At 62.6% G+C, this 25,593-nt stretch carries 34 protein-coding genes; 20 read left to right on the forward strand and 14 right to left on the reverse strand.

Going from position 1 to position 25,593, the window contains the following annotated elements; translation table 11 throughout:
- The first annotated feature begins 89 nt into the window (after nucleotides 1-89).
- The 7 genes from ACUVTA_RS00595 to ACUVTA_RS00625 all read left to right on the forward strand — a co-directional run bounded on the left by ACUVTA_RS00595 (nucleotide 90) and on the right by ACUVTA_RS00625 (nucleotide 7,059).
- A complete protein-coding gene (locus ACUVTA_RS00595) occupies nucleotides 90-1,046 on the forward strand; it encodes a DNA double-strand break repair nuclease NurA (protein ID WP_445951041.1) in 957 nt (318 codons plus the stop codon).
- 90 nt (nucleotides 1,047-1,136) lie between these two features.
- The gene (locus tag ACUVTA_RS00600) at nucleotides 1,137-3,083 is read left to right on the forward strand and encodes an ATP-binding protein (RefSeq protein WP_445951042.1); all 1,947 of its coding nucleotides are present in this window, start codon (nucleotides 1,137-1,139) and stop codon (nucleotides 3,081-3,083) included.
- A gap of 59 nt (nucleotides 3,084-3,142) precedes the next feature.
- Nucleotides 3,143-4,147, forward strand: coding sequence for a metallophosphoesterase family protein (locus ACUVTA_RS00605; RefSeq protein WP_445951043.1), 1,005 nt, complete (start codon nucleotides 3,143-3,145; stop codon nucleotides 4,145-4,147).
- On the forward strand, nucleotides 4,129-5,586 hold the full coding sequence (locus tag ACUVTA_RS00610) for an AAA family ATPase (protein ID WP_445951044.1): 1,458 nt from the start codon (nucleotides 4,129-4,131) through the stop codon (nucleotides 5,584-5,586). Before ACUVTA_RS00605 ends, ACUVTA_RS00610 begins: the two co-directional genes overlap by 19 nt.
- Entirely contained in the window at nucleotides 5,579-5,857 is a 279-nt protein-coding gene (locus ACUVTA_RS00615) for a hypothetical protein (protein WP_445951045.1), read from the forward strand. The genes ACUVTA_RS00610 and ACUVTA_RS00615 overlap by 8 nt, the downstream gene beginning before the upstream one ends.
- Nucleotides 5,857-6,543, forward strand: coding sequence for an ATP-binding protein (locus ACUVTA_RS00620; protein WP_445951046.1), 687 nt, complete (start codon nucleotides 5,857-5,859; stop codon nucleotides 6,541-6,543). The genes ACUVTA_RS00615 and ACUVTA_RS00620 overlap by 1 nt, the downstream gene beginning before the upstream one ends.
- 219 nt (nucleotides 6,544-6,762) lie before the next feature.
- Nucleotides 6,763-7,059 (forward strand): HesB/IscA family protein, encoded by a 297-nt coding sequence (locus ACUVTA_RS00625; protein WP_445951070.1) that lies wholly within the window; start codon nucleotides 6,763-6,765, stop codon nucleotides 7,057-7,059.
- Nucleotides 7,060-7,177: 118 nt separating this feature from the next.
- On the opposite strand, the gene ACUVTA_RS00630 is transcribed toward ACUVTA_RS00625, so the two are convergent.
- Nucleotides 7,178-7,495 carry a carbohydrate-binding protein gene (locus tag ACUVTA_RS00630; protein WP_445951047.1) on the reverse strand — a complete coding sequence of 106 codons (318 nt, stop codon included), beginning with the start codon at nucleotides 7,493-7,495 and terminating at the stop codon, nucleotides 7,178-7,180.
- A 20-nt stretch (nucleotides 7,496-7,515) separates the two neighbouring features.
- Nucleotides 7,516-9,252, reverse strand: a complete 1,737-nt coding sequence (locus ACUVTA_RS00635) for an NADH-dependent [FeFe] hydrogenase, group A6 (protein WP_445951071.1) — start codon at nucleotides 9,250-9,252, stop codon at nucleotides 7,516-7,518.
- Between the two features lie 328 nt (nucleotides 9,253-9,580).
- Here ACUVTA_RS00635 and ACUVTA_RS00640 point away from each other — a divergent pair, with 328 nt between their 5' ends.
- From ACUVTA_RS00640 to ACUVTA_RS00650, 3 genes are read left to right on the forward strand one after another with little or no spacing between them, the layout of a single operon-like run.
- Nucleotides 9,581-10,618 (forward strand): ABC transporter substrate-binding protein, encoded by a 1,038-nt coding sequence (locus tag ACUVTA_RS00640; protein ID WP_445951048.1) that lies wholly within the window; start codon nucleotides 9,581-9,583, stop codon nucleotides 10,616-10,618.
- A complete protein-coding gene (locus ACUVTA_RS00645) occupies nucleotides 10,615-11,394 on the forward strand; it encodes an ABC transporter ATP-binding protein (RefSeq protein ID WP_445951049.1) in 780 nt (259 codons plus the stop codon). Before ACUVTA_RS00640 ends, ACUVTA_RS00645 begins: the two co-directional genes overlap by 4 nt.
- A gap of 7 nt (nucleotides 11,395-11,401) precedes the next feature.
- A complete protein-coding gene (locus ACUVTA_RS00650; RefSeq protein ID WP_445951050.1) occupies nucleotides 11,402-12,148 on the forward strand; it encodes an ABC transporter permease in 747 nt (248 codons plus the stop codon).
- Here the strand turns inward: ACUVTA_RS00650 and ACUVTA_RS00655 are convergent.
- From ACUVTA_RS00655 to murJ, 5 genes are all read right to left on the reverse strand, one after another.
- A complete protein-coding gene (locus ACUVTA_RS00655; protein ID WP_445951051.1) occupies nucleotides 12,145-12,579 on the reverse strand; it encodes an NADH-ubiquinone oxidoreductase-F iron-sulfur binding region domain-containing protein in 435 nt (144 codons plus the stop codon). The two genes, ACUVTA_RS00650 and ACUVTA_RS00655, sit on opposite strands and share 4 nt — an antisense overlap.
- Before the next feature lie 72 nt (nucleotides 12,580-12,651).
- Nucleotides 12,652-13,833: an NAD(P)H-dependent oxidoreductase subunit E gene (locus tag ACUVTA_RS00660; protein ID WP_445951052.1), complete on the reverse strand. Its 1,182-nt coding sequence runs from the start codon at nucleotides 13,831-13,833 to the stop codon at nucleotides 12,652-12,654.
- Nucleotides 13,775-14,170: an NADH-quinone oxidoreductase subunit NuoE family protein gene (locus ACUVTA_RS00665; RefSeq protein ID WP_445951053.1), complete on the reverse strand. Its 396-nt coding sequence runs from the start codon at nucleotides 14,168-14,170 to the stop codon at nucleotides 13,775-13,777. Before ACUVTA_RS00665 ends, ACUVTA_RS00660 begins: the two co-directional genes overlap by 59 nt.
- Nucleotides 14,154-14,324, reverse strand: a complete 171-nt coding sequence (locus tag ACUVTA_RS00670) for a hypothetical protein (RefSeq protein ID WP_445951054.1) — start codon at nucleotides 14,322-14,324, stop codon at nucleotides 14,154-14,156. Before ACUVTA_RS00670 ends, ACUVTA_RS00665 begins: the two co-directional genes overlap by 17 nt.
- 127 nt (nucleotides 14,325-14,451) lie before the next feature.
- Nucleotides 14,452-16,044 carry a murein biosynthesis integral membrane protein MurJ gene (gene murJ / locus ACUVTA_RS00675; RefSeq protein WP_445951055.1) on the reverse strand — a complete coding sequence of 531 codons (1,593 nt, stop codon included), beginning with the start codon at nucleotides 16,042-16,044 and terminating at the stop codon, nucleotides 14,452-14,454.
- A 598-nt stretch (nucleotides 16,045-16,642) separates the two neighbouring features.
- On the opposite strand from murJ, the gene ACUVTA_RS00680 reads away from it, so the two are divergent.
- The 7 genes from ACUVTA_RS00680 (at nucleotide 16,643) to ACUVTA_RS00710 (ending at nucleotide 21,116) form a co-directional block, all read left to right on the forward strand.
- Nucleotides 16,643-17,212, forward strand: a complete 570-nt coding sequence (locus ACUVTA_RS00680) for a helix-turn-helix domain-containing protein (RefSeq protein WP_445951056.1) — start codon at nucleotides 16,643-16,645, stop codon at nucleotides 17,210-17,212.
- Nucleotides 17,213-17,418: 206 nt separating this feature from the next.
- Nucleotides 17,419-17,640: a hypothetical protein gene (locus tag ACUVTA_RS00685; protein WP_445951057.1), complete on the forward strand. Its 222-nt coding sequence runs from the start codon at nucleotides 17,419-17,421 to the stop codon at nucleotides 17,638-17,640.
- 289 nt (nucleotides 17,641-17,929) lie between these two features.
- Nucleotides 17,930-18,544, forward strand: a complete 615-nt coding sequence (locus ACUVTA_RS00690; RefSeq protein ID WP_445951058.1) for a hypothetical protein — start codon at nucleotides 17,930-17,932, stop codon at nucleotides 18,542-18,544.
- Nucleotides 18,545-18,579: 35 nt separating this feature from the next.
- Nucleotides 18,580-19,176, forward strand: a complete 597-nt coding sequence (locus ACUVTA_RS00695) for a signal peptidase I (protein ID WP_445951059.1) — start codon at nucleotides 18,580-18,582, stop codon at nucleotides 19,174-19,176.
- A 131-nt stretch (nucleotides 19,177-19,307) separates the two neighbouring features.
- Entirely contained in the window at nucleotides 19,308-19,457 is a 150-nt protein-coding gene (locus tag ACUVTA_RS00700; RefSeq protein WP_445951060.1) for a SipW-dependent-type signal peptide-containing protein, read from the forward strand.
- A gap of 360 nt (nucleotides 19,458-19,817) precedes the next feature.
- Nucleotides 19,818-20,096: a hypothetical protein gene (locus ACUVTA_RS00705; RefSeq protein WP_445951061.1), complete on the forward strand. Its 279-nt coding sequence runs from the start codon at nucleotides 19,818-19,820 to the stop codon at nucleotides 20,094-20,096.
- 219 nt (nucleotides 20,097-20,315) lie between these two features.
- Nucleotides 20,316-21,116 carry a L,D-transpeptidase family protein gene (locus tag ACUVTA_RS00710; protein ID WP_445951062.1) on the forward strand — a complete coding sequence of 267 codons (801 nt, stop codon included), beginning with the start codon at nucleotides 20,316-20,318 and terminating at the stop codon, nucleotides 21,114-21,116.
- A gap of 151 nt (nucleotides 21,117-21,267) precedes the next feature.
- Here the strand turns inward: ACUVTA_RS00710 and ACUVTA_RS00715 are convergent, their stop codons facing one another.
- The 4 genes from ACUVTA_RS00715 to ACUVTA_RS00730 form a co-directional block, all read right to left on the reverse strand.
- Nucleotides 21,268-21,609, reverse strand: coding sequence for a hypothetical protein (locus ACUVTA_RS00715; protein ID WP_445951063.1), 342 nt, complete (start codon nucleotides 21,607-21,609; stop codon nucleotides 21,268-21,270).
- Between the two features lie 146 nt (nucleotides 21,610-21,755).
- Entirely contained in the window at nucleotides 21,756-22,328 is a 573-nt protein-coding gene (locus ACUVTA_RS00720; RefSeq protein WP_445951064.1) for a manganese catalase family protein, read from the reverse strand.
- 14 nt (nucleotides 22,329-22,342) lie between these two features.
- Nucleotides 22,343-22,594, reverse strand: a complete 252-nt coding sequence (locus ACUVTA_RS00725) for a spore coat protein CotJB (protein WP_445951072.1) — start codon at nucleotides 22,592-22,594, stop codon at nucleotides 22,343-22,345.
- Nucleotides 22,591-22,743: a hypothetical protein gene (locus tag ACUVTA_RS00730; RefSeq protein WP_445951073.1), complete on the reverse strand. Its 153-nt coding sequence runs from the start codon at nucleotides 22,741-22,743 to the stop codon at nucleotides 22,591-22,593. The genes ACUVTA_RS00725 and ACUVTA_RS00730 overlap by 4 nt, the downstream gene beginning before the upstream one ends.
- Between ACUVTA_RS00730 and ACUVTA_RS00735 the strand changes: the two genes are divergently transcribed.
- The 3 genes from ACUVTA_RS00735 (at nucleotide 22,732) to ACUVTA_RS00745 (ending at nucleotide 23,912) form a co-directional block, all read left to right on the forward strand.
- Nucleotides 22,732-22,896, forward strand: coding sequence for a hypothetical protein (locus ACUVTA_RS00735; protein ID WP_445951074.1), 165 nt, complete (start codon nucleotides 22,732-22,734; stop codon nucleotides 22,894-22,896). The genes ACUVTA_RS00730 and ACUVTA_RS00735 overlap by 12 nt on opposite strands.
- A gap of 312 nt (nucleotides 22,897-23,208) precedes the next feature.
- A complete protein-coding gene (locus ACUVTA_RS00740; protein WP_445951065.1) occupies nucleotides 23,209-23,625 on the forward strand; it encodes a hypothetical protein in 417 nt (138 codons plus the stop codon).
- A gap of 29 nt (nucleotides 23,626-23,654) precedes the next feature.
- Entirely contained in the window at nucleotides 23,655-23,912 is a 258-nt protein-coding gene (locus tag ACUVTA_RS00745; protein ID WP_445951066.1) for a hypothetical protein, read from the forward strand.
- Here the strand turns inward: ACUVTA_RS00745 and ACUVTA_RS00750 are convergent.
- From ACUVTA_RS00750 to ACUVTA_RS00760, 3 genes are all read right to left on the reverse strand, one after another.
- Nucleotides 23,890-24,255 (reverse strand): response regulator, encoded by a 366-nt coding sequence (locus tag ACUVTA_RS00750; protein WP_445951067.1) that lies wholly within the window; start codon nucleotides 24,253-24,255, stop codon nucleotides 23,890-23,892. The genes ACUVTA_RS00745 and ACUVTA_RS00750 overlap by 23 nt on opposite strands.
- A gap of 16 nt (nucleotides 24,256-24,271) precedes the next feature.
- Nucleotides 24,272-24,844 (reverse strand): sensor histidine kinase, encoded by a 573-nt coding sequence (locus tag ACUVTA_RS00755; RefSeq protein ID WP_445951068.1) that lies wholly within the window; start codon nucleotides 24,842-24,844, stop codon nucleotides 24,272-24,274.
- Nucleotides 24,798-25,593 (reverse strand): histidine kinase dimerization/phospho-acceptor domain-containing protein (locus tag ACUVTA_RS00760; protein ID WP_445951069.1); only part of this gene is annotated, 796 nt, incomplete at its 5' end. The genes ACUVTA_RS00760 and ACUVTA_RS00755, both read right to left, overlap by 47 nt.

A 25,593-nucleotide genomic window follows, 5' to 3' on the forward strand; every position in this document is an offset into this window, starting at 1 on the left:
CTCCGGCGGCCGGCGTTTAAAACGAGGCTTGCTCCGGCTCGCGGCGTATGATAGGATGCCCTTAAGAGGCTGCGTGGAGGGTAAGTTGCTTGCTGATTGCGAATGAAGGGGCGCTGGCGGAGCTCAAACGTTTTGGCGCGGCGCTTGCCGCCTTTCCGCGGCCGGCGGCAGGGGCGGTCCGGGAGGCGCTGCGCAAGGTCGGGCGTTTTATCCCGGTGGCGCCGCGGGAACCGGAGCGGGCGGTGGTGGCGGTGGACGGCTCCTGCCAGACCATAGGGACAACCTACCCCTGCTTCCTGGCGTTGATTCAAGCGGTGGCGCTGCCCCTGCCCCCTGTGGGGGGGCCGGCGGTAGGCCACCGGCTTTTTTCGCCGCTGCTCCCCGAAGAACGAGCGGTTCTCGAAGCGGCGGGTGAGGCGCAACCGGTCGAGACGGCGGCCGAAGTGCGGGTCAAGGCGCTTATGGCCGAGTTAGAGCTCACAGTGGCGCTTGAGGTCGCCGGCCGCGTGCGGGGGGCGCTTACGCTCCTGGACGGCGGTTTTGTTCATTTCCGGGCGCGGGCGGCGGCGCCTTTTGCGCGGCTGGCAGAGGCGGTGGCGGCCGGCGGTGGGGTGCTCATCGGCGTGATCGAGGAGGTTTCGGGCCGGCTCTTGGGTGAGGCGGTGGGCGACCTCTGGCCTGCCGAGCACCGCCCCTACGACCGGGAGATCCTCTACGGCTGCCTGGAGGTCGGGGAGGCCTTCGTTGTCGGGCCAGGGTTAAGCAAGGGGGAGGGGACGGGGACCGTTTTCGCCCGCTTCGGGGCGCACCCGCAGCCGGTAGCTTTTGATTTCTTACGGGCGCAGGAGGAGGCGGTCCTGGCGGCTTTAGGGATGTTGCGGGCGCTGACGCCCGCCGACGGGCGGGGCGTTCCGGCGCCAGTGGACCTCGCCGACCGTTACGTGCGGCTGACGGCGGCGGAGGTGGAGCAACTGGTGGCGGCAGCCGTTCCGGCGGCGCTGCGGGAATTGTTGCTGACGGCGCACCGGGCGCGGCGCGCGCTTTAAAGGAGTCATTCGCGACGGTAAAATCCCGCTACCGGGAATGAAACGTAGAACGTAAAGCGCGGAACGTCGAACGCCAAAGGAGGAACGCGGTTGCGGTTAATCGGGATCACCGACCAGCACCGGGCCAAGGTGGCAACGCGGGAGCGGCCCTTCCGGCTGAGCGAGTTTTTAGTAGTTGAGGAGGAGACGGCGCCCGTTCTAGTTGAGGTGGTGGCCACGCAGGCGGTGAACCCCCTGCTGCCCGATACGGGGCGGGGACCGGGGCTTATCGACGAGGCTACCTTGGGCACGCTGCAGGCGCTCGGCTACAACCCCCAGGGCGAAACCTTCTATATCGCCGAGGTGCGGGCTACGGCGGAGCTCTCCTGCCCGCTATCGGTGGGGGCGCGGGTGCGACCCGCTTCTTTCGCCGATGTCCGGGAACTGCTGCTGCCGCGGGAGACGGCAAATGCGGCGCTTTTAGGAGTGGTGCGGGGGACGGAAGGCTACGTGCTGCCGCCAGAGTTACAGAACCGCGTTTTTCGCTACTTTCCGGAGGAGGATCGCGTCCGGGCGGCGGAAGGAGTGCCTTTTTTCCTCGCGTGGTCGGAACTTAGCCGCTACCCCCACATCGGCATCTTTGGAGGTTCCGGTTCCGGGAAGTCTTTCGCCCTGCGGGTGCTGGTAGAGGAGTTGATCGCGCAGGGGCTGCCGGCGGTGGTCTTCGACCCGCACTTTGAGCTTAGCTTCGAGCAGGCCCTGGCGCTCGATCCCGTTTTTATGGAAAGGACGGCGGCCTTGACCGGCCGGTGGCGGGTTTTTACCCTGGGGCGCAACGTGAGCGTGCGTTTCGAGGAGCTTACGGTGGGGGACCTCGTGACCCTCTTCCGGGCGGTGATGGACGGCTGGACGGAGCAGATGGAGCATTGCGCGCGGCTCCTGTGGCGTCAGGGAGACAGCGCGGAAACTTACCGGCGGCGGTTGTGGCTGTTAGCGGACACGCTCGCCCAGCGGAACCGCTACGAGCGCGCGGTAGAGGTCCTCGAGCGGGGGGAGGACCCGGCGGCGCGGTTCTTCCCCGAGGACCCGGCCCGCCAGGAAGAGTTCCGGGAGAAGCTGGGCGTTTACCGAGACTACCGGGATAGCGGCATCGCCGAAGCGACGGCGCACGCGGTGCTGCGGCGCCTCAATTACCTCCTGCAGGGCAACCTGGTCGGTTCGCAGGGGACAGAAGTATTAGAAGAGGCGTTAAAACAGGGCCAAACCTGTATTGTGCGCGGTGATGCCCGGAATTTAGGCATTTTCGCGACCTACGCCATCCGTAAACTCTTCGGGCTGCGCCGCCGCTACCGGGACAACCTGCAGTACGGGGGCGGGCGGAGCGTGCCCTACTTCCCGCCTTTTTTCCTCGTGACCGACGAGGCGCACGTCTTAGCGCCGAAACCGAAAGGCGAGAAGGATTTTGCACCGGCGCGCGCGGTCATCCGGGAAATCGCGCAGGAAGGGCGCAAGTACGGCGTTTTTCTGATTCTGGCCACCCAGCGGCCCGCGCTCCTCGACGATACGGTGAACGCGCAGCTCAACACCAAGATCATCCTGCGGACGGTGCGGGCGCAGGATCTCGACACGATCAGCCGGGAGACGGACCTGGGACCGCACGAGGTGGCGCGCTTGCCCTACCTATCGTCCGGGAACGCTTTCGTTTCTTCGGCCATTTTGGGGCGGACGGTGCCGGTGGCGGTGCGGGCTTCCTGGACGCGCAGCCCCCATGCGGAGGACCCCTTTGTGGAGTGGCGGCGCCACCTGGCGGCTTGTGGCGAGGACCTCTGGCCGGCGGTGCGGGCGTTTTTGGACGCCAACCGGGGTTATCTCACCGAGGTGGATTTCGCGGCCTGCCTCAACCACTGCCAGCAGAGCCTCGACCGGCGGGTGACGGAGGCGGAGCTGCGGGGGGCGCTCAAACGCTGGGCGGCGGAGGGGCGGTTGGAGGCGCGGCCCAACCGGGCGTTCGGCGGGATGCGGTACGTGCTACGTTCTACGCTCGACGTTGGGAGTTAGGGGGCGACGCTAGTTCAGGTAACGGGCGCCAGCCGACCGATAAAAATGGCGGGGTTTTGATGCGGCTCCTTTTTGTTACCGATACGCACCTGCGCGGGGTAGCGCCCCGCAACCGGACAGATGACTTTGTAGCCACGCTCAAGGCGAAGCTAAGCGAGGTGGCGGCACTCGCGGCCGAGCACCGCGTTTTCGCGGTGCTTCACGGCGGCGACCTCTTCGACGTGCCCGTTCCCGGCTTGGGCGTGGCCGGGGAGTTCGCGAGTATCTTGCGGCAAATCGAAGCGCCGCTTTTCATCGTTCCGGGCAACCACGACCTCCACGGGCAGAACCCCGAGACGCTGATGCGGACGCTGCTCGGTTTTTTAGGGCGCTGGGGGGTGGTCCGGTTACTCGATAAGCGCCCGGTATACCTTGATGACGGTAACGTTCGGGTTCAGCTAACCGGTGCCCCTTACCACTTTGCCATCGACGACGGCGGCGACGACTATATCGTTAAAAAAGAAAATTGCGACGTGGCGGTCCACGTCTGTCACGGCGCCCTGCTCGACCGGAGCTTCGGACCGATGGTGAAGTACACCCTGATCGACGATATCGCGGTGCGGACCCAAGCCGACTACACCCTTTGCGGGCATTACCACTTGGGCTACCAAGACGTTTGCCGGGATGGCCGGTGGTTCCTTAATCCCGGTGCGCTCGTCCGGCTTTCCGCAAGTCCCGGGGAGCTGAGCCGCTGGCCTGCCGTGGTCCTCATCCGGTTGGAGGGAGCCGGGGCGCGGCACGAAACGATAAGGCTTAAAAGCGCCCGTCCCGGTGAGGAGGTGCTCGACCGTGGCGCCATTGAGGACGCGGCCTTTCGGGCGCGGAAGCGCCAGGAGTTTCTCCAGATGGTCCGGCAGATCGCTGAGCCAGGCGCCTTTACCCGGAGCGATCCGGAAGCGATCCTCTCCCGGGTGTTGGCGGGGATGAAGGAAAGACCGGAGTTTGCGGCGCTGCAGGCGAAGGTTATGAAGCTCTGGGCCGAGGTCCGCGAGGAGGTGAGTAAGGGTTGCGGCTTAAGCGGTTAATCCTTGAAAATTTCCAGTCGCACCGCTACACGGCGATCGACCTGGCCCCGGCGGTGACAGTACTGCTCGGGGAGTCAGACCAGGGGAAATCGGCTGTTGTCCGGGCGCTGCGCTGGCTTTTTTACAATAGGCCCCACGGGGCAAATTTTATCCGGGTTGGCGCGGATTACTGCCGGGTGACCGCGGAGTTCACGGGGGGCCTCGTGATTGTGCGGGAGCGCCGGGGGAAGACCAACCGCTACGAGATCCGCCGTCCCGGGCAGGAGCCGTTGGTGCTGGAGGGCTTCGGCCGGGAGGTACCTAAGGAGGTTGAGGAGCTTACGGGGGTGCGGCCCCTTAAACTCGAAGGGGCGAGTTTCGAGCTTCACGTGGCCCACCAGCTCGACCCGCCGTTTCTCCTGAAGGAGAGCCCGGCGGTGCGGGCGCGGGCGGTAGGGCACCTCTCCGGAACGCACCTCTTCGACGCGGCCGACCGCAAGGCCGCCCGGCTGGTGGCGGAACTGGCGCGCCTGCGGGGGGATCTGGAGGAAAAAGCGGGGGCGCTGCGGGCGCAGATCGCGGGGTTTGCCGACCTGCCCGAACTAGAGGCACGTTTCGAAGGCTGTGCCGGCCTTTACCGCCGGAGCGAAGCGGCGGCGGCGAAGGTGAGCCGGCTCGTGGCGCTGCGGGAGGAGTACGGCAGCCTGTGCCGGGGGGTGCGTGAGGCAACGGAACTCCTGCGGCAGGTGCCGGAGCCGGAAGAGTTGCGCCGTGAGGGCGAAACTGCGGCGCAAAAGGTTTCCCGCTGTCTCCGGGTACGGGGGCTACGGGAGGCGCGGGGGAGAGCCCTTGTGCTTCTTCGCGCGGTGCGGGAGACACTGGCCGCGACCGCGACGGTGCGGGAGGCGGAAGCGGCGGCGCTGAGCGCCGCTGCCCTGGTCGAGCGGCTAGCGACCCTGCGGCGCAAAGGCGGGCAGTGGGCGGCGCTTAAGTCAGAGCGGGAGGAGGTCCGCACGACCTTGGCGACGTTAACGGCGGTCCCGCGGGCTGAAGGGTGGCTCCTGCAGTTAGAGGAACGGCTCGCGCGGCTCGCCAGGCTCAGGGTCTTGAGTGAGCAGCGGCGGGAAACTTGCCGGCACCTGGCGCAGGTTACGCAGGCGCTTGCCGCTCTCGACGGGGTCCCGGTCGCGGGGCGGCTCTGGGAGCAGGTGGCGGCACACGCCCGCCTGGCGGAGAAGTTGCGGCGGCTCGGAAGGGATTACGCGGCGACGCAGCGGCAGCTCGCAGCCGCTACCGGGAGCCTGGCGGCGGCCCGGAAGGAGGTTGCCGAGCGGGCCCGGGAATTGCGCGCGTTGCTTGCGAAGGCGCAGCGGTGCCCGCTTTGCCTCGCCCCTCTTTCTGCCGCGCGCGTAGCGGAGATCCTGCGCCGGGAATTGGGGGAGGATGCTGCTGATGGATGAACTCGAAAAAGAACTCGGGCGGCTGAAAGAAGGTATCGAGAAGGCGCGGCGGCTGCGGGAGAAGGCGGCCGGCCAGAAGGAGGTCCTGGAGCAGCGGCTCCGGGAGATCGAGGCGGAAATCCGCGCCGAGGGCGTGGAGCCAGAGCGGTTGGAGGAGGAGATTGCGCGGTTGGAGGCGGAAGCGCGCCAGGCGCTGGCCGAGGTTGACCGGCTGATCCCCTGGGACTTGCTCCGGCGGGTCGAGGAAAACCGGAATGCGGGGCGCAAGTAATGACGGATAGGGAAACGATCGGTGCGGCGCTTGTGAGCTTTGGGGAGTACCTGCGCCGGCGCCGTTGGGAGTACGAGCGACTGCTATCCGAGCTGGCGGCCGTGGAAAAGGAACTGGCAGCGGTTGCGGCGCGCGAAGCGGTGCTGACGCAGGCCCGGGAGGTTTTTCAGCTTGCCGCCGAGGCCGCCCGGGAGCAGGCGAAGCAGGGCGTGGAGCGGGCAGTTACGTGGGCGCTGCAGTCCGTCTTCGGCCAGGAGATATCCTTCGAGGTCACGCTGTCCGAACGGCGCGACCAGCCGGAGGCGGACTTTTTTGTGGTAAGCACCTACGGCGGAACCACGCCCGTGCGGACCGAACCGACCGAGGCCCGGGGCGGCGGGGTCGTGGATATCATCTCCCTGGCGCTACGCTACGTGCTCCTCGAGCAGAGCCGGATGGGCGGGCCGCTGGTGTTAGACGAGCCGGGGAAGCACGTGAGCGAGGAGTATTCCCGGGCGCTCGGCGACTTTATCCGCCTGATGAGCGAGGATGCCGGACGGCAGGTGATCATCGTTACCCACAATAGCGAGCTTGCCGAGACGGGCACGCTCGCCTACCGGGTGGAGCTGCGCAACGGGGAGAGCCGCGTTTACCCGGCAGGTGCTAATAACCACCCGGGCCCAGGGCCGGAAAAGGTTTTGGTATAAGCCGGTAGGGAGATAAACGGTAGCGCCCCGTTTTGTTCTTTGGTCCGGGTATTATTTTTATGGGTAAGCTGTTGACGAGCTGCCGGAGATTGTGTTAATATACCCCTAGGGATATATTAAAGAGGGGCCAGGATGCTACGAATTATTATTTAAAACAGGGGGAACGGGTTTAAGGTCACTGAAGAAAATAGTGCTAAGTCCGAGAAGGGAGAGGAAATGATGCTTGAGGTAACGCCACTAGCCCAAGAGAAGCTGAAGGAGTTTCTCGAAGCGCGGAAGACGCTCGACGCCTATATCAGGGTCTATCTCAGGGGGATCGGGTGAGGGGGGCCGAACTTCGGTCTGGCTCTGGAGGAGTCAGTGAAAGCGGATGATACCGTTTTTACGGCCGGTGAAATCAAGTTTGTTGTGGATAAGGCAACGGCGCTGTATCTGGACGGCACCGTTCTTGACTACGCCAACACCTGGTTTGGTGGTGGTTTCACCATCTCGCGGCCCGGCGCCTCTTCCTGCTGAGGCGCCCGGCGCAAAACCTTCGGGAAAAACAAAATTTTTGTTCCCCCACGGGCAAAAAAGAGGGCTGCCACGAAATTGCAGGGCAGCCCTCTTTATTTTTTGCGGTTGCTGGATCCTTTTAGTAAATGATATCGCTGGTCCAGTTCCAGCCGTTATTGTTATCCCAGTTGTTGGCGCTATCCTGGAAGCAAAAATTGAGCTCGCTCGTTCCCTGGACGGGAAGAGAAATCGCGAAGCTCCCGTCCGGTTCCCGCCGCATCTCCGCCGTGTTCATATTTTTCCACCCGTCGAACCCGTAGTGGACGTAGACGCGGTCGGCGCCGCTCTTGGCAAGCAGGCCGTTGTAACGGATCAGAACGTCCCGGCCCCGCACGGCTGGCGAAGGAGTAACGTCGACGCGGTTATCGAGGATATGTTTCCCTTTAGCAATGAACATAATGACCCTCCTTAAACTGGTTATGGATTTAATACTCGATGATTATCTTGCACCGGGCTTGCGGCGAAAATACTTGAAAAAAACTGGGAGCCATAGCGGGCTGGCACCAGACTGCGTGGTGAGTAAGTGGTATGTAGCAGTTTCATGGCGGTGGGGCTAAGCGGCTGCCCGAGGAACTCTTCGTAAATCTTTTGGGCGTGGGGGTTCTCGTGGGAGCGCCGGATGGCCCGGGAAAAGTCGATCCGGTAGAGTGCGTCGGCGCGGTTATGCCGGTAGTCGAGCGAAAGCGCGGCGTGATCGTGGTCGGCAAGGATTGGCTGGCCGCTTCCGCCGACACAGCTGCCGGGACAAGCCATGATCTCGAGGTAGTGGAACACCTCACCGGCCTTCACCAGCTCTAACAGCCGCCGCGCGTTCCCTAACCCGTGAGCAACACCCACCCGCACCCGCCACCGGCCGAGGTTCACCCATGCTTCCTTGATCCTGCTCTGGCTGCGCAACTCCGCCATATCGATGAGCCCCATTTCGTCCGGGTGCGTTACCGCGTAGGCGGTCCGCACCACCGCCTCCATCACCCCGCCGGTGGCGCCAAAGATCGTCCCTGCGCCGCTCGCGGTGCCGAGCGGCTGGTCGTAATCCTCGTCCGGGAGGCTGGCGAAGTCGATCCCTGCCTGCCGGATCATCCGCCCGAGTTCGCGGGTTGTGAGGACGTAATCGACGTCCCGAAACTGGTCGGTTCCCATTTCCGGACGGCTGGCCTCGTACTTTTTAGCCACGCAGGGCATAATCGCCACCACCACTACCTTACGCGGGTCGTGGCCGTGTTTCGCGGCGAAGTAGGTTTTGGCGAGGGCGCCGAACATCTGGTGCGGCGACTTGCAAGTGGAGAGGTGACCAAGGAATTCGGGGTAAAAATGCTCGCAGAACTTGATCCACCCGGAGCAGCAGGAGGTGAGCATGGGGAAGGGGCCACCGGCTTCAAGCCGCTCGAGGAATTCGTGCGCCTCTTCGATGATGGTGAGGTCGGCGCTGAAATCGGTGGCGAAGACCTTATCGAAACCGAGGCGCCGCAGCGCCGCCACCAACTTCCCGGTAACCACGGTTCCCGGCTTCATCCCGAAAAGTTCCCCGAGAGTCGCCTGAATCGAGGGCGCCGTCTGGGCCAGTACGATCTTGTCCGGGTCGTTAAGCGCCCGCCAGACATCCGCGATGTACTCCCGCTCGTAAAGGGAGGCTGTGGGACAGGCGAGGACGCACTGGCCGCAGGTGGTGCAGGCGACGTCGGCCAGGTCGAGCATAAAAGGGGGCGCAATCATCGTCTCGAAGCCCCGGTGCTGCGCCGCGTAGACGTGAACCTGCTGCGCATTCGCACAGATGGCCTCGCAGCGGCGGCAGCGGACGCACTTGTTATAGTCCCGGACGATAAAGGGGTTCCGGTCGTACAGCGGGTAGTTTGGCGTCTCGCCGGTGAAGCGGATGTTGCGGATGCCCAAGGTTGCCGCCAGATTCTGCAGCTCGCAGTTGCCGTTGCGGATGCAGGTGGTGCACTCCCGGTGGTGCTCGGAGAGGAGGAGTTCCACTACAGTTTGCCGCACCCGGCGGACCCGCGCGGTGTTGGTATGCGCCTTTAGCCCTTCGGCCACCTTGTAAACGCAGGCCGCCTGCAAGGCCGGAAGGCCTTCGATTTCCACGAGGCAGACCCGGCAGGCGCCGATTTTGTTGATCCCCCGCAGGTAGCAGAGGCTGGGGATCGCGATACCGTGTGCCCGTGCGGCTTCAAGATATTGGTTCCTTCCGGCGCCTCCACCTCCCGACCGTCGATGGTCAGCCGGACGGTCCTTTGGGGTCGAGCGGGTGGCGGGCCCGCGGGGCCGATGTGGGCAATGCGGCGCTTCTCATCGGTCACGGCAACATCACCGGTTCTAATCTTCTACCGCCCGCGGCTTTTTATTCTTCGGAAGCGCGGGTAGGGCGCTTTGCCGGGGCGAATATTGCGGGCCGGTTTCGCGCCGGCGGCAGGAGATTGGCGGCGGGGCGCGAAAATAAACGAAGATTTGACTTTAAAGAGCAAGGAGGCTTTACGCGTTGGCGAAGACGGGAAGGCACAGTTTGCGGCGCGTCTGTTCTCTGGAACCGGGGAGGGCCGGTGGCGCTCCTGCCGGGCAAAAGACGGCTGCCGGTGCGGCGCTTCTGGCTGGTCTCCTTCTTCTGCTGTTGCTCCTTGGCGCAGGTTGCGGGGCCAGGCCGGCGGCACTCACGGTGGGGCTCCTGCCCATCACCGACAACCTCCCCTTCTGGGTCGCAGAGCAGAAAGGGTATTTCCGCGACGCGGGAGTGGAGGTGAAGTTCGTTTCCTTCCCGAGCGCGATGGAACGGGACAGCGCCTTCAGCGCCGGGCAGATCGACGTGGCGGTTGGCGACCTTTTAGCGGTGGCCCAGATGCGGCAGGGCGGGACTAAGGTGAAGGCGATCGCTCTCTGCCAAGGCGTGCGGCCGGAGGAGGGGCGTTTCGCCATCCTGGCGGCGCCCGGCTCAGGGATAAAGGCAGTAGCCGACCTCAAAAATGTGCCCATCGCTTGCTCCTTGAACACGATTAACGAGTACGTCCTTGACCGCCTCCTCACGGCGGGAGGGTTTAAACGGGAAGAGATCAAAAAAGTAGCGATCCCGAAGATCCCAGTGCGCCTCGAGGCGCTGCTCAACGGCACCGTCAAGGCGGCGATCCTGCCCGATCCCTTCGCGGCGCTGGCGGAGGCTAAAGGTGCGCGCCTCATCATTGACGATACGAAAAGCAACATCTCGCAGACGGTAATCATCGCGCGCGAGGAGACGGTTAACCGCAACCTCACGGGGCTCAAGCGGCTGCTGGCGGCCTACAACCGGGCGGTGCGCGACATCCAGCGGGAGCCCGGCGCTCAGGTACCGCTGCTGAAGGAGAAGGCGCGGGTTCCCGAAGGGGCGCTGCCCGGGGGGCGCCACGGCATGAAGCTCATCTTCTCACCGGCACAGCTTCCGGTGCCCGCGGATGTGCAGGCGGTAGTTGACTGGCTCACCGCAAAGGGGATTCTGAAGGCGCCAGTGCGCTACGACGACCTGGTGGAAAAGCGAGTGCTCGGCGGTTGATCCTGGTTGAAGGATTGCGGGTGACGTACCAGACGGCCGGGGGCCCCGTGGCGGCCCTCGGCGGCGTTTCTTTCCGGGTGGCGGCGGGGGAAACCTGCTGCGTTATCGGGCCTTCCGGCTGCGGCAAGAGCACGCTTCTATCGGTTCTGGCGGGGCTCATCCCTGATTTTGCGGGAAAGGTGCTGGTTGCCGGGGCCCCAGTTGCCCCGGGGCGGCGCCAAACGGCGCTGATTCTCCAGGACTACGGTCTCCTGCCCTGGAAAAGTGTCTTCGCCAACGTGGCCCTCGGGCTGGAGATCCGCAAGGTGCCGCGGCCGGAGCGGGAGGCGCGGGTGAACCGCCTCCTGCGGGAACTCGGCCTGTACGAGTACCGCCGCCTCTACCCGGTGCAGCTTTCCGGCGGTCAGCGGCAGCGGGTGGCGATCGCGCGGGCGCTTGCTCTTGAACCCGACCTCCTCCTCATGGACGAGCCTTTTTCTTCCCTCGACGCTCTCACGCGGGAGGCGCTGCAGGAGAGCCTCATCGAAATCTGGACCCGCACGCGGTGTACGATCGTCCTGGTGACCCACAGCATCGAAGAGGCGGTCTTCTTGGGCCGGCAGATCATCGTTCTCTCGCCGCGGCCGGGGCGGGTGGTGGCCGCGCTGCCCAATCCTGGCGCGGGGCGCCAGGATTGGCGCCGTGACCCGGAGTTCCTGCGGCTTTGCTCCTTCCTACGGGAAAAATTAGCGGCTGGCGCCGCGGCGCCGGGTACCGCAGCGGCGGGTGGGAGGTAAGGCGCCGGTGCAGAGACTATTCCGGCGCGTAGGCACCACTCTCGGCGCGCTTTTGGTGCTGCTCGCTTTGTGGGCGTTGGCCGCGGCGGCACTCCGTCTTCCTGCGCTCCCTACGCCGCTTGCGGCCTTTGCGGTTTTCTTCCGGGAGCTGCCGGGTGAGCTCGGGCGTCACCTGCTTGTCAGCAGCTACCGCGTGGCGGCGGGCATTTGTCTTGCCGTGGCTACCGCCGTTCCCGTCGGCCTCTCTTGCCGCAATCCTGCGGTCGACCGCGTTTTATCACCCCTCATCTACCTCATTTACCCAGTGCCCAAGATCGTCTTTCTCCCCGTAGTGATGGTGCTCTTGGGCTTAGGCGACGGGGCGAAGATCCTGCTCATCACCTTAGTCCTTTTTTTCCAGATCCTCCTTCCCGTGCGCGACGGGGCCCGGCACATTCCCCAGGCGCTCATCGCCTCGGTGACCTCCCTCGGCGCGGGGCCGGGCGCCCTTTTGCGTCACGTGATCTGGCCGGCGGTGCTCCCGGAGGTCCTGACCGCCCTCCGGATCGCTTCGGGAACCGCGATCGCCGTACTCTTTTTTGCGGAGACGATTGCGAGCCAGGAAGGTCTGGGGTACTACCTCCTCGACGCCTGGACGCGCTACGCTTATCCGGAGCTTTACGCCGGCATCATCGCTATGGGGCTCCTCGGCTTCCTCATCTACGTAATCCTTGAGTGGCTTGAGCGGCACCTCTGCACCTGGAAGTACCTTTAGTGCAGAAGTTTCCGGCAGCGGCCGGCGGGGTAGCGGCGTTCTTTCACGTGGGCGAGGTATTTGTCCCGGAAAAAGCGTAGCGAAGAGAGTACCGGGTTCGGCACCGTCTGGCCGAGGCCGCAAAGAGAAGCATCCTTCACGTCCTCCGCCAGCTTTTCGAGCAGTTCCAGATCTTCGATAGTCGCCGTGCCGCCCGTGATCCAGTCAAGAAGCTCGACCAGCCGCTTTGTGCCCACGCGGCAGGGGGTGCAGCGGCCGCAAGACTCGTCTTGCCCGAAGGCGGTATAAAAGCGGGCTACATCCACCATGCAGCTCGTTTCGTCGAGCACGATCATGCCACCGGAGCCCATAATCGTGCCGAGCTCTTTGAGCGAGTCGTAGTCTACCGGTGTATCGAGATGGCGCGGGGAGGAAGCCGCCTGAAGGCCCACCCGTCTGCACCGCTTTGAGTTCCCGCCCCGCCGGCGGCCCGTAGCCCAGGCCGAAGACGATTTCTCGCAAGCTTACCCCATTGGCACCTCGACCAGCCCCGTAATGTTGATGCTCCCTGCCAAGGAGAAAATCTTCGTCCCTTTACTCTTCTCCGTGCCGATGCCGGCGAACCATTCGGGTCCCTTGCGAATGATGAGCGGCACGTTGGCCAGTGTCTCCACGTTATTCAGCACCGTTGGCTCGCCCCAGAGGCCCTCCTCGACCGGGTAAGGCGGCCGCGGGCGGGGTTCACCCCGGCGCCCCATCACTGACGCGAGGAGCGCGGTTTCCTCACCGCAGACGAAGGCGCCGGCGCCGGGGCAGATTTCGATGTCGAAGGAAAAATCGCTCCCGAGGAGATTTTTGCCAAGAAGGCCGGCGCGCCGTGCCTGGCGGATCGCCGTCTCCAAGCGTTTAACCGCGAGGGGATACTCCGCCCGGACATAAACGATCCCCTCCTGTGCCCCGATGGCGTAGCCGGCGATAAGCATCCCCGCCAGCACAGCGTGGGGCGTGCCTTCGATGATGCTGCGGTCCATGAAGGCTCCGGGGTCACCCTCGTCGGCGTTGCAAATAACGTATTTGCGTTTAGCCGGTCGGGCGGCGGCTGCGGCCCATTTCCGTCCGGTAGGGAAGCCGGCCCCGCCCCGGCCCCGCAGACCCGCCTGGCTTATTACCGTCACGACCGCTTCTGGCTGCCAGCCTAGGACCGTGGCGAAAGCCGCGTAGCCGCCGGCGGCGATATAGTCCTCGAGACTTTCCGGGTCGATCACGCCCACTTGCGCTAGCACGGCGCGGTGCTGCCGCCGGAAGAAGGGGATGTTGGGGAACTGGGCGATTGCGACCCCCGTTTCGGGGGCGCGAAAAAGGTGTTCCGCCACCAGATGCCCGTCGCGCAGGTGCTCCCGGGCGATTTTGCGGACTGCGTCCGGGTCGAGCCGCAGGTAAAGCACCTGCCCTGGGTAAACGAGCGCTACCGGCCCAAACTTGCAGAGGCCGATACAGCCCGTTTCGTGCACGGTCACGTCGAGGCCGAGCGCCGCCACCTCCTCTTTGAGCGCCGCGATCACCGCCTCGCTCTGTGCGGCGAGGCAGCCCATGCTGGTGCAAACCAGCACCACCGCCGGCGGGCCCGCGGCTGCCGGTGTCCGGAAGCTAAGCCGGGGGAGGAGGCGTTGCCGCAGCTCTGCCAGGTCCTGCGTACTCTGCAGCATCCTTCTTTTCCTCCTCTCCTTTACCGTAGTGGGCCACGATCTCCGTAGCCGTTTCCGGCGTGGCGTGGGCGAAAACCGCTTCGTTTACTGTCACCACCGGCGCGATGCTGCAGGCGCCGAGACAACGGGTCGCGCGCAGGGTGAAAAGGCCGTCGGGCGTAGTTTCGTCAGCATCTACGCCCAGCAGCTTTTTAAACGTAGCGAAGATTTCCGCGCCCCCCTTAACGTAGCAGGCGGTGCCCAGGCAGACGTTGATGACGTTTTTCCCCTGGGGTACGGCGACGAACTGGGAGTAAAAAGTGGCCACGCCCGCCACCGTGCTAACCGGGAGTTCCATCTGACGCGCTACTACATAGATTGATTTGCACCTCGGGGGAAAGGTAGCCGAAGATCTCCTGCGCCTTTTGGAGTACCCGCACCAGCCCCCCGGGCTTTGCCGCGTAAGCCCGGATGAAACGGTCGAGGCGCGCGTAGGGGTTTGTCTCCTTCATCAAGCCTCACCGTGCTTAGGGTTTACCTCCAGCGGGCTTTTAATACCCCTTAAGCGGCTGGCTAAACGGGCCGCAGCGCCCTTTTTTAACCGGTCACCCGTGCCCCGGCACCGGCACGGTAGATCCCCTACCGGTTGTTGCGGTAGCGGGGAATGGGCACCTTGCCGCGGAGGAGCCCCGCCCCCTTTTCCCGGAGCAGGTTGCAAAGATAGAGGAGCTCGTCGAGGCGCAAAAGAAGGGCGGCGGCGAAAAAGAGGAGGGCGCCCGCCGCGATATCCGCCGCTACCCGGCAGAGCAGCCCCAAACCCGCGGTTTTCAGGTGGGCGGCCAGGTAGCCGTCGGCCACGTATACCCCTACACCCATGAGGGCGGCGGCAAGGAGCAGCCGGCCGGCAAAGTGGCAGAAGGAGGCGTCGAAGAGCGCTGGGAGGCGGCGGTAGAGGAGGTAGGAGAGGAGGCACATATTGAGCGTTATCGTTACGGAGGTGGCGAGAGCGAGCCCGGCGTGGTGCAAAACGCGCACCAGAGCGAGGCTTAGCAGAAGCTTTATGGGGACGGTGGCCGCCGAGATTAAAAGCGGCGTCCAGGTATCCTGGAAGGCGAAAAAGCCACGGGTAAGCGGGAGGTTGAGGCAAAAAGCCGCCAAGCCCACCGCGTAGCAGAGTAACGCCTGCGCCGTCATGCCGGTGGCCCGGGCGTCAAAAGCGCCGCGTTCGAAGAGCAGCATCACCACCGGGGCGCGTAAGGTGATGAGGCCGACCGCACCTGGAACGCCCAACAGCAGGATCCACTTCAGTGCGCGCCTGAGCGTTGCCGCCATCGCTTCCGGCTGCTCCGCCGCCAGGCGGCTTAGTGTCGGGAAGATGGCGGTGGTCACGGCTGTGACCAGGAGCCCTTGCGGCAGGTTCATCAGTTTGTTCGCGTAGTTGAGCGCTGCGATGCTTCCTTCGGCGAGGCCTGATGCGAGGCGCCAATCGATGAAGGTGTAAACCTGGCCGATGCCGGAAGCCAGCATCACCGGCAGCAGTAGCGCCCCGACGCGGCGCACCTCGCGGTGCCAAAGATCGCAGGCCGGCGTGTAGGCAAAGCCTACGTGGCGGAGAGCCGGGAGCTGCACCGCCGCGTAGGCGAGACTTCCCGCCACCACGCCGAGGGCCACCCCGTAAACGTCAAGGAACCGCGCTCCCGCCAGCACGCCGGTGATCACCATAACGTTCATGATCGCCGGCCCCAGGGCTGGTGGCCCGAAGATATTGTTGGCGTTAAGGATGCCGCCGAAAATTCCCGCTACCGTCAAAAAAATGATCGCCGGCATCATCGCGACGGTAAGCTTCGTGGCGAGCGTAAGCGTCGCCGGGGGAAAGCCGCCCCCGAGCGCCCGGGTAAGCAAAGGGGCGGCGGCCACACCGAGGAGAGATAGTACCAGCATCAGTACCAGAGCGGCGTTAAGGAGCCGGCTTAACAGCTGCCAGACCTCGCGTTGGCGTCCCTGCGCTGCGTAGCCGGCAAAGACCGGCACAATAACCGTGGCGAGCGCCGTGCCGACGACCCCGGAGAAGGTGTAGGGGATGATGGAGGCGACGAAAAAGGCGTCCGCCTTCGCTTTCGCGCCGAAGGCGTAGGCGATCGCCATCTCCCTGCCAAGCCCCAGGAAGCGGGAGAGGAGGGAAAGAGCAAGAATGAGGAATGTTGCGCGGACGATTACTCTGCCGGAACTCACGCCACCTTAACCTTTCCGGGAATATTGCGCCATCTTTAGTCTTTTCGCCGGCGGCAGGCCAGTTCCTTCATTCCTGGCTACCTTCCTTAAGCTAAACAACTTCTATGGCGCAGCTTTTTGGTTTAAGCGGTAGAGCCTGTAAAGTTGTAGGGCGAAATGTCGAAATATACAACATTTTGTTTAGTGCTTTTTGGCAGGATTTTCTCAGGTTTAAGCCGAATTACACCTTAAAAGTAAATCGAACCAAAAACCTCGACAACGAACCCAGCCTTATTTCCCCGCAAACATGGCTCCAGTATTAGACTCCGAATATCACCCCGAGGGATGATTCCTCGCCCGGTAGTAGCCACTATAACTTAGTAACAACTTCAGCAGTGGGAGTGCGGGGCAGGAATTACCGGTGCCCGAGCAGGGGTACGGCTGGATGACTTTACTGGTGATAACGGGCGGTGTTTGTCGCGGTTTTGCCCCCGTGTGAGTGTAGGGGGCGATAACAGGGGAGGAGAGCGCAGATGAGTGAATTCCACATTTTGCTCGGCGGGCGCCCGAGTGGCGCGAAAGCCTAGCGGCAGCCTTTGCTGAGAATAGGGCCTTTGATGTGGTTGGCCACGTGGCTTGCGCCGAACTACTCCCGGCGGCGGGACGGCTTCATCCGGATATCGTCCTCTGGCACGCTGAGGGCGACGATGTGGCAGCTACGGTTACCGAACTCAAACGCCGGTGTCCCTTCACCCTTCCGGTTGTGCTGGTGAACAACGCCGAGCGGCTGGACCTCCTATCTTTACTCCAGGCTGGCGTTCGGGGGTGCCTGCCGCTGTGGCTTTTGCCGCGGCAGATCGTCCAGGCGGTGGAGCTTATCGTCAAGGCCGGGATGCTCTGCCTGCCCCGGCTGGGGCCAGAGTTTTTTGAGCTTGCCGCAAAAGAGAGGGAACCGGGTGGCGCTGCTCTTCTCACGGCCCGGGAGCGCGAGGTGCTTTTGCTCTTGGGCCAGAACCTTTCGAACCAGGAAATCGGCCGCAGCCTCTTCCTCTCCGAATCGACCGCCAAGACGCACCTCAGGAGCATTTTCCGCAAGCTCGGCGTCCGTAACCGCACCGAAGCGCTGGTTGCCGCGCTGCGCCTCGGACTACTCAAAGAAGCGGCTTTAAACGACCAGGCCCACCGGTAGCAGCGGTAAAAAGGGGCTGGTTTAAGCCGGAAGCGCCGCGTCCTAAGACGAATTTCCCCCTTGGCCGATTGCCGGCCGGGTGCCCGGTGTGATAGATTGGAGCCGGGTGCCCCCGGAAAACTTTTCAGGATACTCCGTAAATCAGAAGCGGCTGATACTCCCCTAAAACAGAAGCGGCTTATGTAGCCTTAATTAAGGTGAGGTTTATGCGGCGGATAAGGCTCCTCTTGAACACCTACCTGCTTTTGATCGTCCTGGGCCCGCAGGGCGCTGCTTGCGTCACGCGCGCCTTGAAGGCCGGCGCCGCTGCTTACCTGCCCGCCGGGCTTGCCCCCGTAGAGATAAGGCAGGCCGTTAGGCTTATCTGGGAAGCAGCCGTTTCTTTTTTCCCTGCCACTCTTCTTCCTTTGTCTTGCTGTTGCTGCTAGCGGACGACGCTGCCGGCGAGTTAGTTCCCTTTGGGCCTAAAAGTGGAGTTAGCGCGGTCTGACCAGGCGCAATAGGATTAAACCGCTATACTCCCCTCGCTCCACCAGCTGGCCTTCCGTGCGGCTCCCGTCTGAGCATAGGAGTAGTTCCCCGCCTGTGCCGCCAGCCAATTTTCAGCCCTGCGGTCGATAGAAGTTTAGGGACCCGCCGTGGTACGCTGGTGACAAACGCCAGCGACTCCGGCGGTCCCATTTTTTGTGACTGCGCGGGCGGAAGAAGGTAAAAACGATGGCGGCTGACGCTTCTGCCGGTCGCCGCGATAGTGTCCGGCGGGAACCTGGCTACTGGTTCCGGCGGGTAAAAGGAGCGCGGCCGGCGGTGGACTGGCGGGCGGTGCCTGGCTACGAGGCGCGCCGCTTCAAGGCGGGGGCGCGCGTAATCCAGACCGTCCGGGCGCTTCCGTGGTGGGCCAAGGTACTACCGGTCGCGGTGGCCATAGCGGTAGCCGTGGGCTTCAGCTCGGCCCGGGTGTTCGGGAACCCGCTGCCTGCTAGCGGCGGCTTCAGCGACACGGAAACGGTGACGCTGACCTTCACCGTGGCCTGCCCGGAGCGCGGCTGCGGCGGGCACGGGAACTGCGCCGGCAACCATAACGGCAGTAACGACGGTAACGGCGGCGGGTGTGGCACCCAGGAAGAAAACAACTGCGGCGGACAGGCGGCTTCGGCCGCTCAAGGTAGCGGTCCGGCGGCGGACGGCAGTGGCGCCCCGTTAGATAGCGCGAACGGCGGCACGGTGGCGAATCCGGGTGCTCCGGATAGCGGCCCGGCGCCGCAGAACGCCGCACCCGGCAGCGTTTGCGACAGGGCGACGGCGAACGCGGCGCTCGCAGCGGGCAATTAAGTGCGGGACAGGCTTAATTCAGGGAGGCGGCAAACTTGAGAGAGAAAAACGCCCGGCAGGGGAAAGTGCCGGCGGCAACGCCCCCGGCGAAAACCGGTAAAGGCGCGGCCCGACGGCTCCTAGACTGGTTGATTAACATCTTCGCCGTGGCAGCGGTGCTGTTGGTGGCCTTCGCCTTCTTCGCACCGCGGCTCGGCATCAACATCCACCCGGTTCTCTCCGGGAGCATGGAGCCGGCGCGTAAAGTTGGCGGCGTGGTGATCACGAAGCAGATCACGCTCGACCAGGTAAAGAAGGGCGACATCATCTCCTACAAGATCGACGCGCAGCGGATTACCCACCGGGTCGTCGCGGTAAACAAGGCCGGCGGGAAGGTGCAGTTTCGCACGAAAGGCGACGCCAACGAGGAGCCCGACCCCTACACGGTGATCCTGAAAACGGAAAAGGTGCCTAAAGTGGTTGCTTGCGTCCCGTACTTCGGTTTCTTGGCCGGTTTTATGAAGGATAAGACCCACTTTTTACTACTGATCGGCTCTCTGGCAGCTCTGCTCACCGCCCTGTACGCAAGAGACATCTGGCGGGAGGCGCGCAAAACGCGCCGGGAACCCGTCAACTGGAAATCACGGGTATAAAGAGGGAGGTGGTGGTTTTCAAAACCAGACGCACGGGGTTGTGAGCCGAAGGTGTGGTTGCGTTTTCGTTTCGTTGTATCTGGTTGGGCTAAGTTCCGAAAATCAAAAAACTCTAAAGGAGGCCAATCACTATGCGTAAAATCCTGATCGCGCTCTTGGGCGTGCTGTTAGTTGCGACCCTCGCCGGCGCCGGCACCTTCGCCCACTTCAGCGACACCGAGACCAGCACGGGGGAACAGCTTTACCGCGGGGACGTTGAACCTGCGTTACAGCCTGGATAGAGCAAATTGGGTTGACGGCGGCAACGCGTACTTCACTCTCAGCGACCTTAAACCGGGCGACTCTGGGACCCAGGTCTTTAACCTCTACAATACTGGTTCCCTGCCTGGTTACTTGGAAGCATCCGCAACCGTGGTGAACGATCCTGGGGACACACCGGAATCTGAACTCACGCCTGATAACGGCGAACTTGGGGCAAGTGTTCTCGTGGACGTTTACCTCGACAATACTGAGATCTCCAGCGGCACGCTCAATGGTTTAGCTAGCGCGTCTCCCCTCGCCTTTGGGCACACTTGGTCCTAGCGGGACTGCTACTGAACTCGACGGCGGCAGATTTCGCTCGTTACGTTGAGATTAGGTATATGGACTACGACGGCGTCACCTTCACTGGTGGTGCGAGCGCCACCCCCGGCCACGCCATCGTTGACGCTAACGGCAATGGCTGGCTCGACTTAGAGGATGTTACCCTACCGGCGAACGCAGCTGCTCTCGACAACCTGCCGACGCCGCTGCCTAACGGGGGCAACGTAAAAAGCTTCCATATAAATCTCGCCTTCCGGCCCGAAGCGGGAAACGATCTGCAGGGAGACCGGCTGCTCACCACGGTGACCTTCACCCTCAACCAGGACGCGAGCCAGTAAAGTGAACGTTTCCGATTTCGTTTCCGAATACTGCGGGGCAGGCCCGAACCTGCCCCGTTTTTATTGGTTTCAAGGGGTTGCCAGGTATGGCAAGGCTGCCAGTATTTACGTGGCACTACCGGCGGGGCGGTGTGCTACAATGGGCGAAGGCCGGGATGTTGCGCGGCCTCTAATTTTTACGGCGTTAGCTTTGTTGGGGAGGAAGAGGGGTCAGGACCGATGGAGCGGCGAAATATAGGCCTACGGTTCTTGTCATTAAGCCTTTTGGTGGCGGTGTGCTGCGCCGGGTTTTCTTGCGGGAAGGAAGAGGTTGCCGGTGACGGTAACCGCGCGGGGAAGTCGGCTGTTCAAACCGCCGCCGGCGGGCCCAGTGAGAAGCACCAGGGGACCCTCCGGGAGGCGCGCGGGGCTGGCGGGAGCGCGGCCGGCGCGGTGCGGGGCGCCGGTGTTGCTGCGAGCGGCGCTTTACCGCAGCAGTCGCGGCCCGAAGGGGCCGGTACGGTTACCCCGCCGGGAACGGGAGCTGCCGGGGCGGCGGGTCTTTTGCTGGTGGTGGACAAGTCGGCGCACACGCTGACGCTTTTCGAAAACGGGGTGCCGGTGAAGACTTACCACGTGGCCACCGGTGACGGCGGCCCGGAGGATAAAGAGGTGGCCGGCAACCACCGGACGCCCGAGGGGACCTTCTACATCTGCGAGAAGATAGTGATCGACCCGCCGGACGAGTACTTGGGATCGCGGTGGTTACGGCTCAGCTACCCGGGCGTTGAGGACGCGGCGCGGGGGTTGCAGCAGGATTTAATCGACCAGAATACTTACGAGGCGATTGTGGCGGCCTGTAGCGCCGGGCAGGTGTCGCCGCAGGAGACGGCGCTCGGGGGCGGTGTCGGTATTCACGGCGGCAGCAGGCCGGAGTGGGGCGACTGCTGGACGTGGGGGTGCATCGGCCTCACCAACGCCGACGTGGAGGACTTTTACGACCGGGTGGCCGTCGGGACGCCGGTGATCGTTCGCAGTTAAGGCTTAAGGGGATGGGGCTTTGGGGTCCGTTCGAAGTTCGAAGTTCAAAGTGAGGGGTAAGGTTAAAGGTTTGTTGGTTGGCGAGAGCACGGAACTAATAGAGGCCGGCTGCGTGGGTGGGGTAAGGGAGCAGGAGCTTTTTCAGGTGTGTTTACCGGTGCAAATTTAGCTTTTCTTGCGCCGTGAGACGGTCGTCGAGTTTTTTGATGTCGGTCCACACGGCAGCAAGCTGCTTGCGGATCTCCTTCTGCCCCTTCTCCAGGCGTTTTTGCCCCTTTTCCAGACGGATTTGGGCCTCCTGGAGACTGGCTACCGCGGCGCGTAGTTCCTCCTGGCCTTTTTGGAGAGCCACCACGTCGGCGCGTAGTTCCTCCTGGCCTTTTTGAAGAGCGGCTACGTCCGCGCGGAGTTCCTGCTGGCCCTGGCGCAGTTCCTCCTGGCCTTGGTGTAGCTCCTTTAACTCGGTAAGAATCTGTTGGAGAATCTTTTCCACGCGGGCGAGCCTCCTGCCGGCAGGTTATTTAGGTTAATATTACCATAATGAAGGTGACTTTGGGAAGCCCCGCGTCTAATTTGTCTGAAGAAAAGGGCGGAGGGAGGCGTTGCCCCGCCTCTCTCGCGCCGGTTGTTTTGGGGGCGCTAAAAGACCTTCCGGCTGTTCATATAACCCTGAACGTGGTCGAGGGCTTCGCCAAAGCGCTGGAAGTGGACGACTTCGCGCTCGCGCAGGAATTTGAGCGTCTCCTTGATCCCCGGGTCGTCGGTAAGGCGGATCAGGTCTTCGTAGGTGGCGCGGGCCTTCTGCTCGGCGGCCATCTCCTCGACCAGGTCGGCTACGGGGTCGGCGTGGGCTTGGATATAGGCGGCGGTCCAGGGGAAACCGTTAGCGTCGGCGGGGAAGAGGGCGCCGTCGTGCTGGGCGTAGTGGCTGCCGAGGCCCGCCCGCCCGAGTTCCTCGGGCGAAGCTCCTTTAACCAGCTTATAGATCATCGTGCAGATGATTTCGACGTGGGCGAGTTCCTCGGTGCCGATGTCGGTGAGCAACCCTTTCGCGCGGGGGCAGGGCATGGTGTAGCGCTGGTTCAGGTAACGGACGGCGGCGGAAAGCTCGCCGTCGGGCCCGCCGTACTGGGTTGATAGGTACTTCGCCATGCGCAGGTCGCGGGAGTAGACGCGCACCGGGTACTGGAGTTTTCTTTCGTAAAGCCACATTGGGTCAGTCCCCCCTAATATTCGATCTCCCAGGGCCACGGCTGCTTGACCCACTTCCAGGACACCGCGACCCCTTCGTGGCCGAAGACGCAGAGCGGCCCGTATTTTTCGGTGTACTCCTTTTTCAGCGCCGCCAGCTCACCGGCAAAACAGTTGTAGTCCGTTAGGGCGGTGGCATCATCCGGATGGGTGTCGAGGTAGAGGGTGAGTTCGGTAGCGCAAAATTCGACGGCCTGGATTTGGCCTGGATTTTTTGAGCAACTCAGCCTGCTCGTGGGGCATAACCGCTCCTCCTTCTGTTATTATTCAGCGCGGGTTTGGCGGTGGGTAGGGCGAGTAAAGATCGGGCCAGAGGGTGCCTTTTCCTTAACGCCTCGTCGGGTTTAAACTGCTTGCCGTAAGGTTGCGGCGGCACATAGGCGGTGGCGAGTTTGAGCTCCGGGTGAGGATACTGGCGGGTCGGCAGGTCAGCCTTGGTCGAAAGCTGCGGGGGCGCTACTTCACCGCGATTGGGGCGATTGTTTCTGTGCACCGAAATCCCTCCTCATCCTTCCTCTTCGGTAACTGAGGTACTAATTACGCGGCTCTATATTCCAATATATGGCGACTAAGGAGAAATGTTCCTCTAAGATCGGGAGGGGGATCTGACAGATTTCTACAATAAAGGCCAAAAAATGGTTCTGCTGGAGATATTGACAAATTACCGGTCGTCTGGTAGTCTTTAGGATGTATTTCGACGGGAGAAACAAAGGGGAGTACCGATGAATTTACTTGCTGCCGAGAAACAGAAACTACCCCTGAGAATTAGTATCAAGAAAAATGGTTGGGATTGTTGCGTATGTGCGAGCCCAGGTGCAAGTGCAGAATAAAAGACGCCGGCGTGAATGGCGAATCGGGACGGAACCCACTGAGCTTCCAGGCCCGGACCCTGTTGATGAACGTTATTGGTTTTTCGGAGTTATTACTCCTGAAATTTTACGCGAGCGGCAACAGGGAACTGCTTGACTACCTGGAGCGTATCCGGGACGCGGGCCTGCGGCTGGAACAGCTTATAGAGGAAGTTGTATGTGCGCGCGGGGATAAATTTGCGCCGTGCGGTGCGGTTATTCTGGTAGCCGAAATGGCGGCCAGGTGCGGTGAAGCGGTAGCGGCGAAGGCGACTGCGACGGGCGTTACGTTGGAAACCGAGGTCGCCCCGGAAGTGGCGTCCGTTCCCATGGGCAGCCTGCTGCTTCCGGAAGTGCTTACGGGCCTGCTTTTGCTTACGGTTAGTAAGACCCCGAAGGGGGCAAGGTAGGCCTGCGGTGCACGCGTCTGGAGGATAAGGTGCTTTTCACTGTCTGGCGGCGTTTTACACCGGGTTGGCAGATGGCGGAATACAGTAGCCCGGCGGGAGACGAAACGGTAGCCGGGGAGCGTGTTTTTGCCCTGGCGCGCGAACTCTGTAAAGCGTGTGGCGGTGCCTTCTGGGTGGAGGGTACGTTGGGTGAGGTGACGAGCTTTTGTCTGGTGCTGCCGCCGGCCGAAGAAGAGGGGACGCCGGCGGCGCTTAAAAGTGCGGTCAGTCACCCGAAAGAAGTTTAACCTGGGTTAAAAGGCCGGTGATGCTAATCGGTTTCGGGAGATAAGCGCTGCAGCCGGCGGCGAAGCACTTTTCCGCATCCCCCTTCATCGCGTACGCGGTGAGGGCGAGGATAGGGATGGGTGCAGTTACCGGGTCGTTTTTGAGCAGGCGGGTGGCGGTAAGGCCACTCATCCCTGGGAGCCCGATATCCATCACGATGAGGTCGGGCCTTTTTTCTTTGGCCAGGGTGGTGCCGCGCTGGGCGGTGGTTGCTTCGAGGGTGTTGTAACCGTGGAGCTGCAGGATGTCGCGGACGAGCTTGGCGTTGGTCGGGTTATCTTCAATAATCAGAACCGTCTTCAACCGCGAACCCCCTCCATTAGTTCACTCTACTTGCGCCACTACACGGCAGCGTAAAAGTAAACGCCGAACCTTTGCCGGGCGTGCTTTCCACCCCGATGGTGCCCCCGTGCATTTCCACGATTTTCTTGGCGATTGCGAGGCCCAGACCCGTACCTCCGTAATGACGGCCGATAGAGCTGTCGACCTGCTTGAATTCTTCAAAGATCTTGGGAATATCTTCCGCTTTGATGCCGATGCCCGTATCGGCCACGGTTACCGCTACCATATTTTCTTTTCGGGAGGCGGCGACGTAAATCCTGCCGCCGGTAGGGGTAAATTTTACCGCGTTGGCGAGAAGGTTGTTGAAAACCTGTTGAAGGCGGTAGGCGTCCGCCATAACCAGGAATTCCCCGAGAGGAACGCGGTTTTCGATGGTGAGTTCCTTCTTGGTGGCTTCCGGGGTCAAAAGGTGGAGGGTGTTCTGGAGGGGCGAATAAATGTCAACTTCTTCGATCTGGAGTTCGATCTTACCGGATTCAATTTTCGCGGGGTCGAGGATGTCGTTAATTAGGGCAAGGAGGTGGTGACTGCTTTGGTGGACGTCGGTCAAATACTCCTGCTGGCGGGCGTTGAGGCTGCCGGCAGCGCCGGTGAGTGAGCAGGAGTTCCGTGAAGCCGATGATGGCGTTGAGCGGGGTACGGAGTTCGTGGGACATCTTGGCGAGGAACTCCGACTTGGCCTTTGTAGCCTGCTCCAGCGCGAGGTTCTTCTGCTCGAGTTCTACGCTTTGGGCGGCGAGTTCCTGCGTGAGCGACTGGAGCTCTTCGGCTTGGGCCTGGAGTTCTTCAGCCTGGGCGTTAAGTTCTTCGTTCTGGGCGGTAAGCTCTTCGTTCAGGGTTTCAAGCCGCTCGGATAGCTCCCGCATCTGAATGTAGTGAAAGGCGTTTTCGAAGGCGATCCCGAAGAAGGTGACCAGGTGCTCGAGGGTCGCGATTTTTTCTTGCTGGAGCGGCAAAAGACCTGCAAAGCCGAAGACCCCGATGAGTTTTTCCCCGGAAGCCACAGGTAGGTGGAGGATCCAGAGGGGGATGAGTTTGCCGGGGAAGCTGTTGACGAGATATTTGGTATCGGCAGGCACCGGGGTTAAAAGGTGCGGTTTACCGCTCTGGGCGCAGGCGCCGGGAAGGCCTTCACCGAGACGGTAAAAGTCGTTTGCCGTCGCGGGGGTGAAGCCGTGACAGGCGTAGAGGGCAAGGCATTCTTTGTCGGGGTGGTAGAGGTAAAAGGCGCCGATATCGAGCGCGAAATTTTCGGCCTTGTCCCATTTCGGGTGGCACTCACGTTGACCACGCCGTTTT

The organism is Thermodesulfitimonas sp. (assembly GCF_052743955.1).

Coding starts and splice junctions, on each gene's coding strand:
- ACUVTA_RS00690 (WP_445951058.1), top strand. CDS start 17,930: ATGGCGGCTGACGCTTCTGCCGGTCGCCGCGATAGTGTCCGGCGGGAA.
- ACUVTA_RS00700 (WP_445951060.1), top strand. CDS start 19,308: ATGCGTAAAATCCTGATCGCGCTCTTGGGCGTGCTGTTAGTTGCGACC.
- ACUVTA_RS00615 (WP_445951045.1), top strand. CDS start 5,579: ATGGATGAACTCGAAAAAGAACTCGGGCGGCTGAAAGAAGGTATCGAG.
- ACUVTA_RS00630 (WP_445951047.1), bottom strand. CDS start 7,495: ATGTTCATTGCTAAAGGGAAACATATCCTCGATAACCGCGTCGACGTT.
- ACUVTA_RS00665 (WP_445951053.1), bottom strand. CDS start 14,170: ATGGAACTCCCGGTTAGCACGGTGGCGGGCGTGGCCACTTTTTACTCC.
- ACUVTA_RS00605 (WP_445951043.1), top strand. CDS start 3,143: ATGCGGCTCCTTTTTGTTACCGATACGCACCTGCGCGGGGTAGCGCCC.
- ACUVTA_RS00720 (WP_445951064.1), bottom strand. CDS start 22,328: ATGTGGCTTTACGAAAGAAAACTCCAGTACCCGGTGCGCGTCTACTCC.
- ACUVTA_RS00620 (WP_445951046.1), top strand. CDS start 5,857: ATGACGGATAGGGAAACGATCGGTGCGGCGCTTGTGAGCTTTGGGGAG.
- ACUVTA_RS00710 (WP_445951062.1), top strand. CDS start 20,316: ATGGAGCGGCGAAATATAGGCCTACGGTTCTTGTCATTAAGCCTTTTG.
- ACUVTA_RS00705 (WP_445951061.1), top strand. CDS start 19,818: ATGGACTACGACGGCGTCACCTTCACTGGTGGTGCGAGCGCCACCCCC.
- ACUVTA_RS00670 (WP_445951054.1), bottom strand. CDS start 14,324: ATGAAGGAGACAAACCCCTACGCGCGCCTCGACCGTTTCATCCGGGCT.
- ACUVTA_RS00685 (WP_445951057.1), top strand. CDS start 17,419: ATGCGGCGGATAAGGCTCCTCTTGAACACCTACCTGCTTTTGATCGTC.
- ACUVTA_RS00660 (WP_445951052.1), bottom strand. CDS start 13,833: ATGCTGCAGAGTACGCAGGACCTGGCAGAGCTGCGGCAACGCCTCCTC.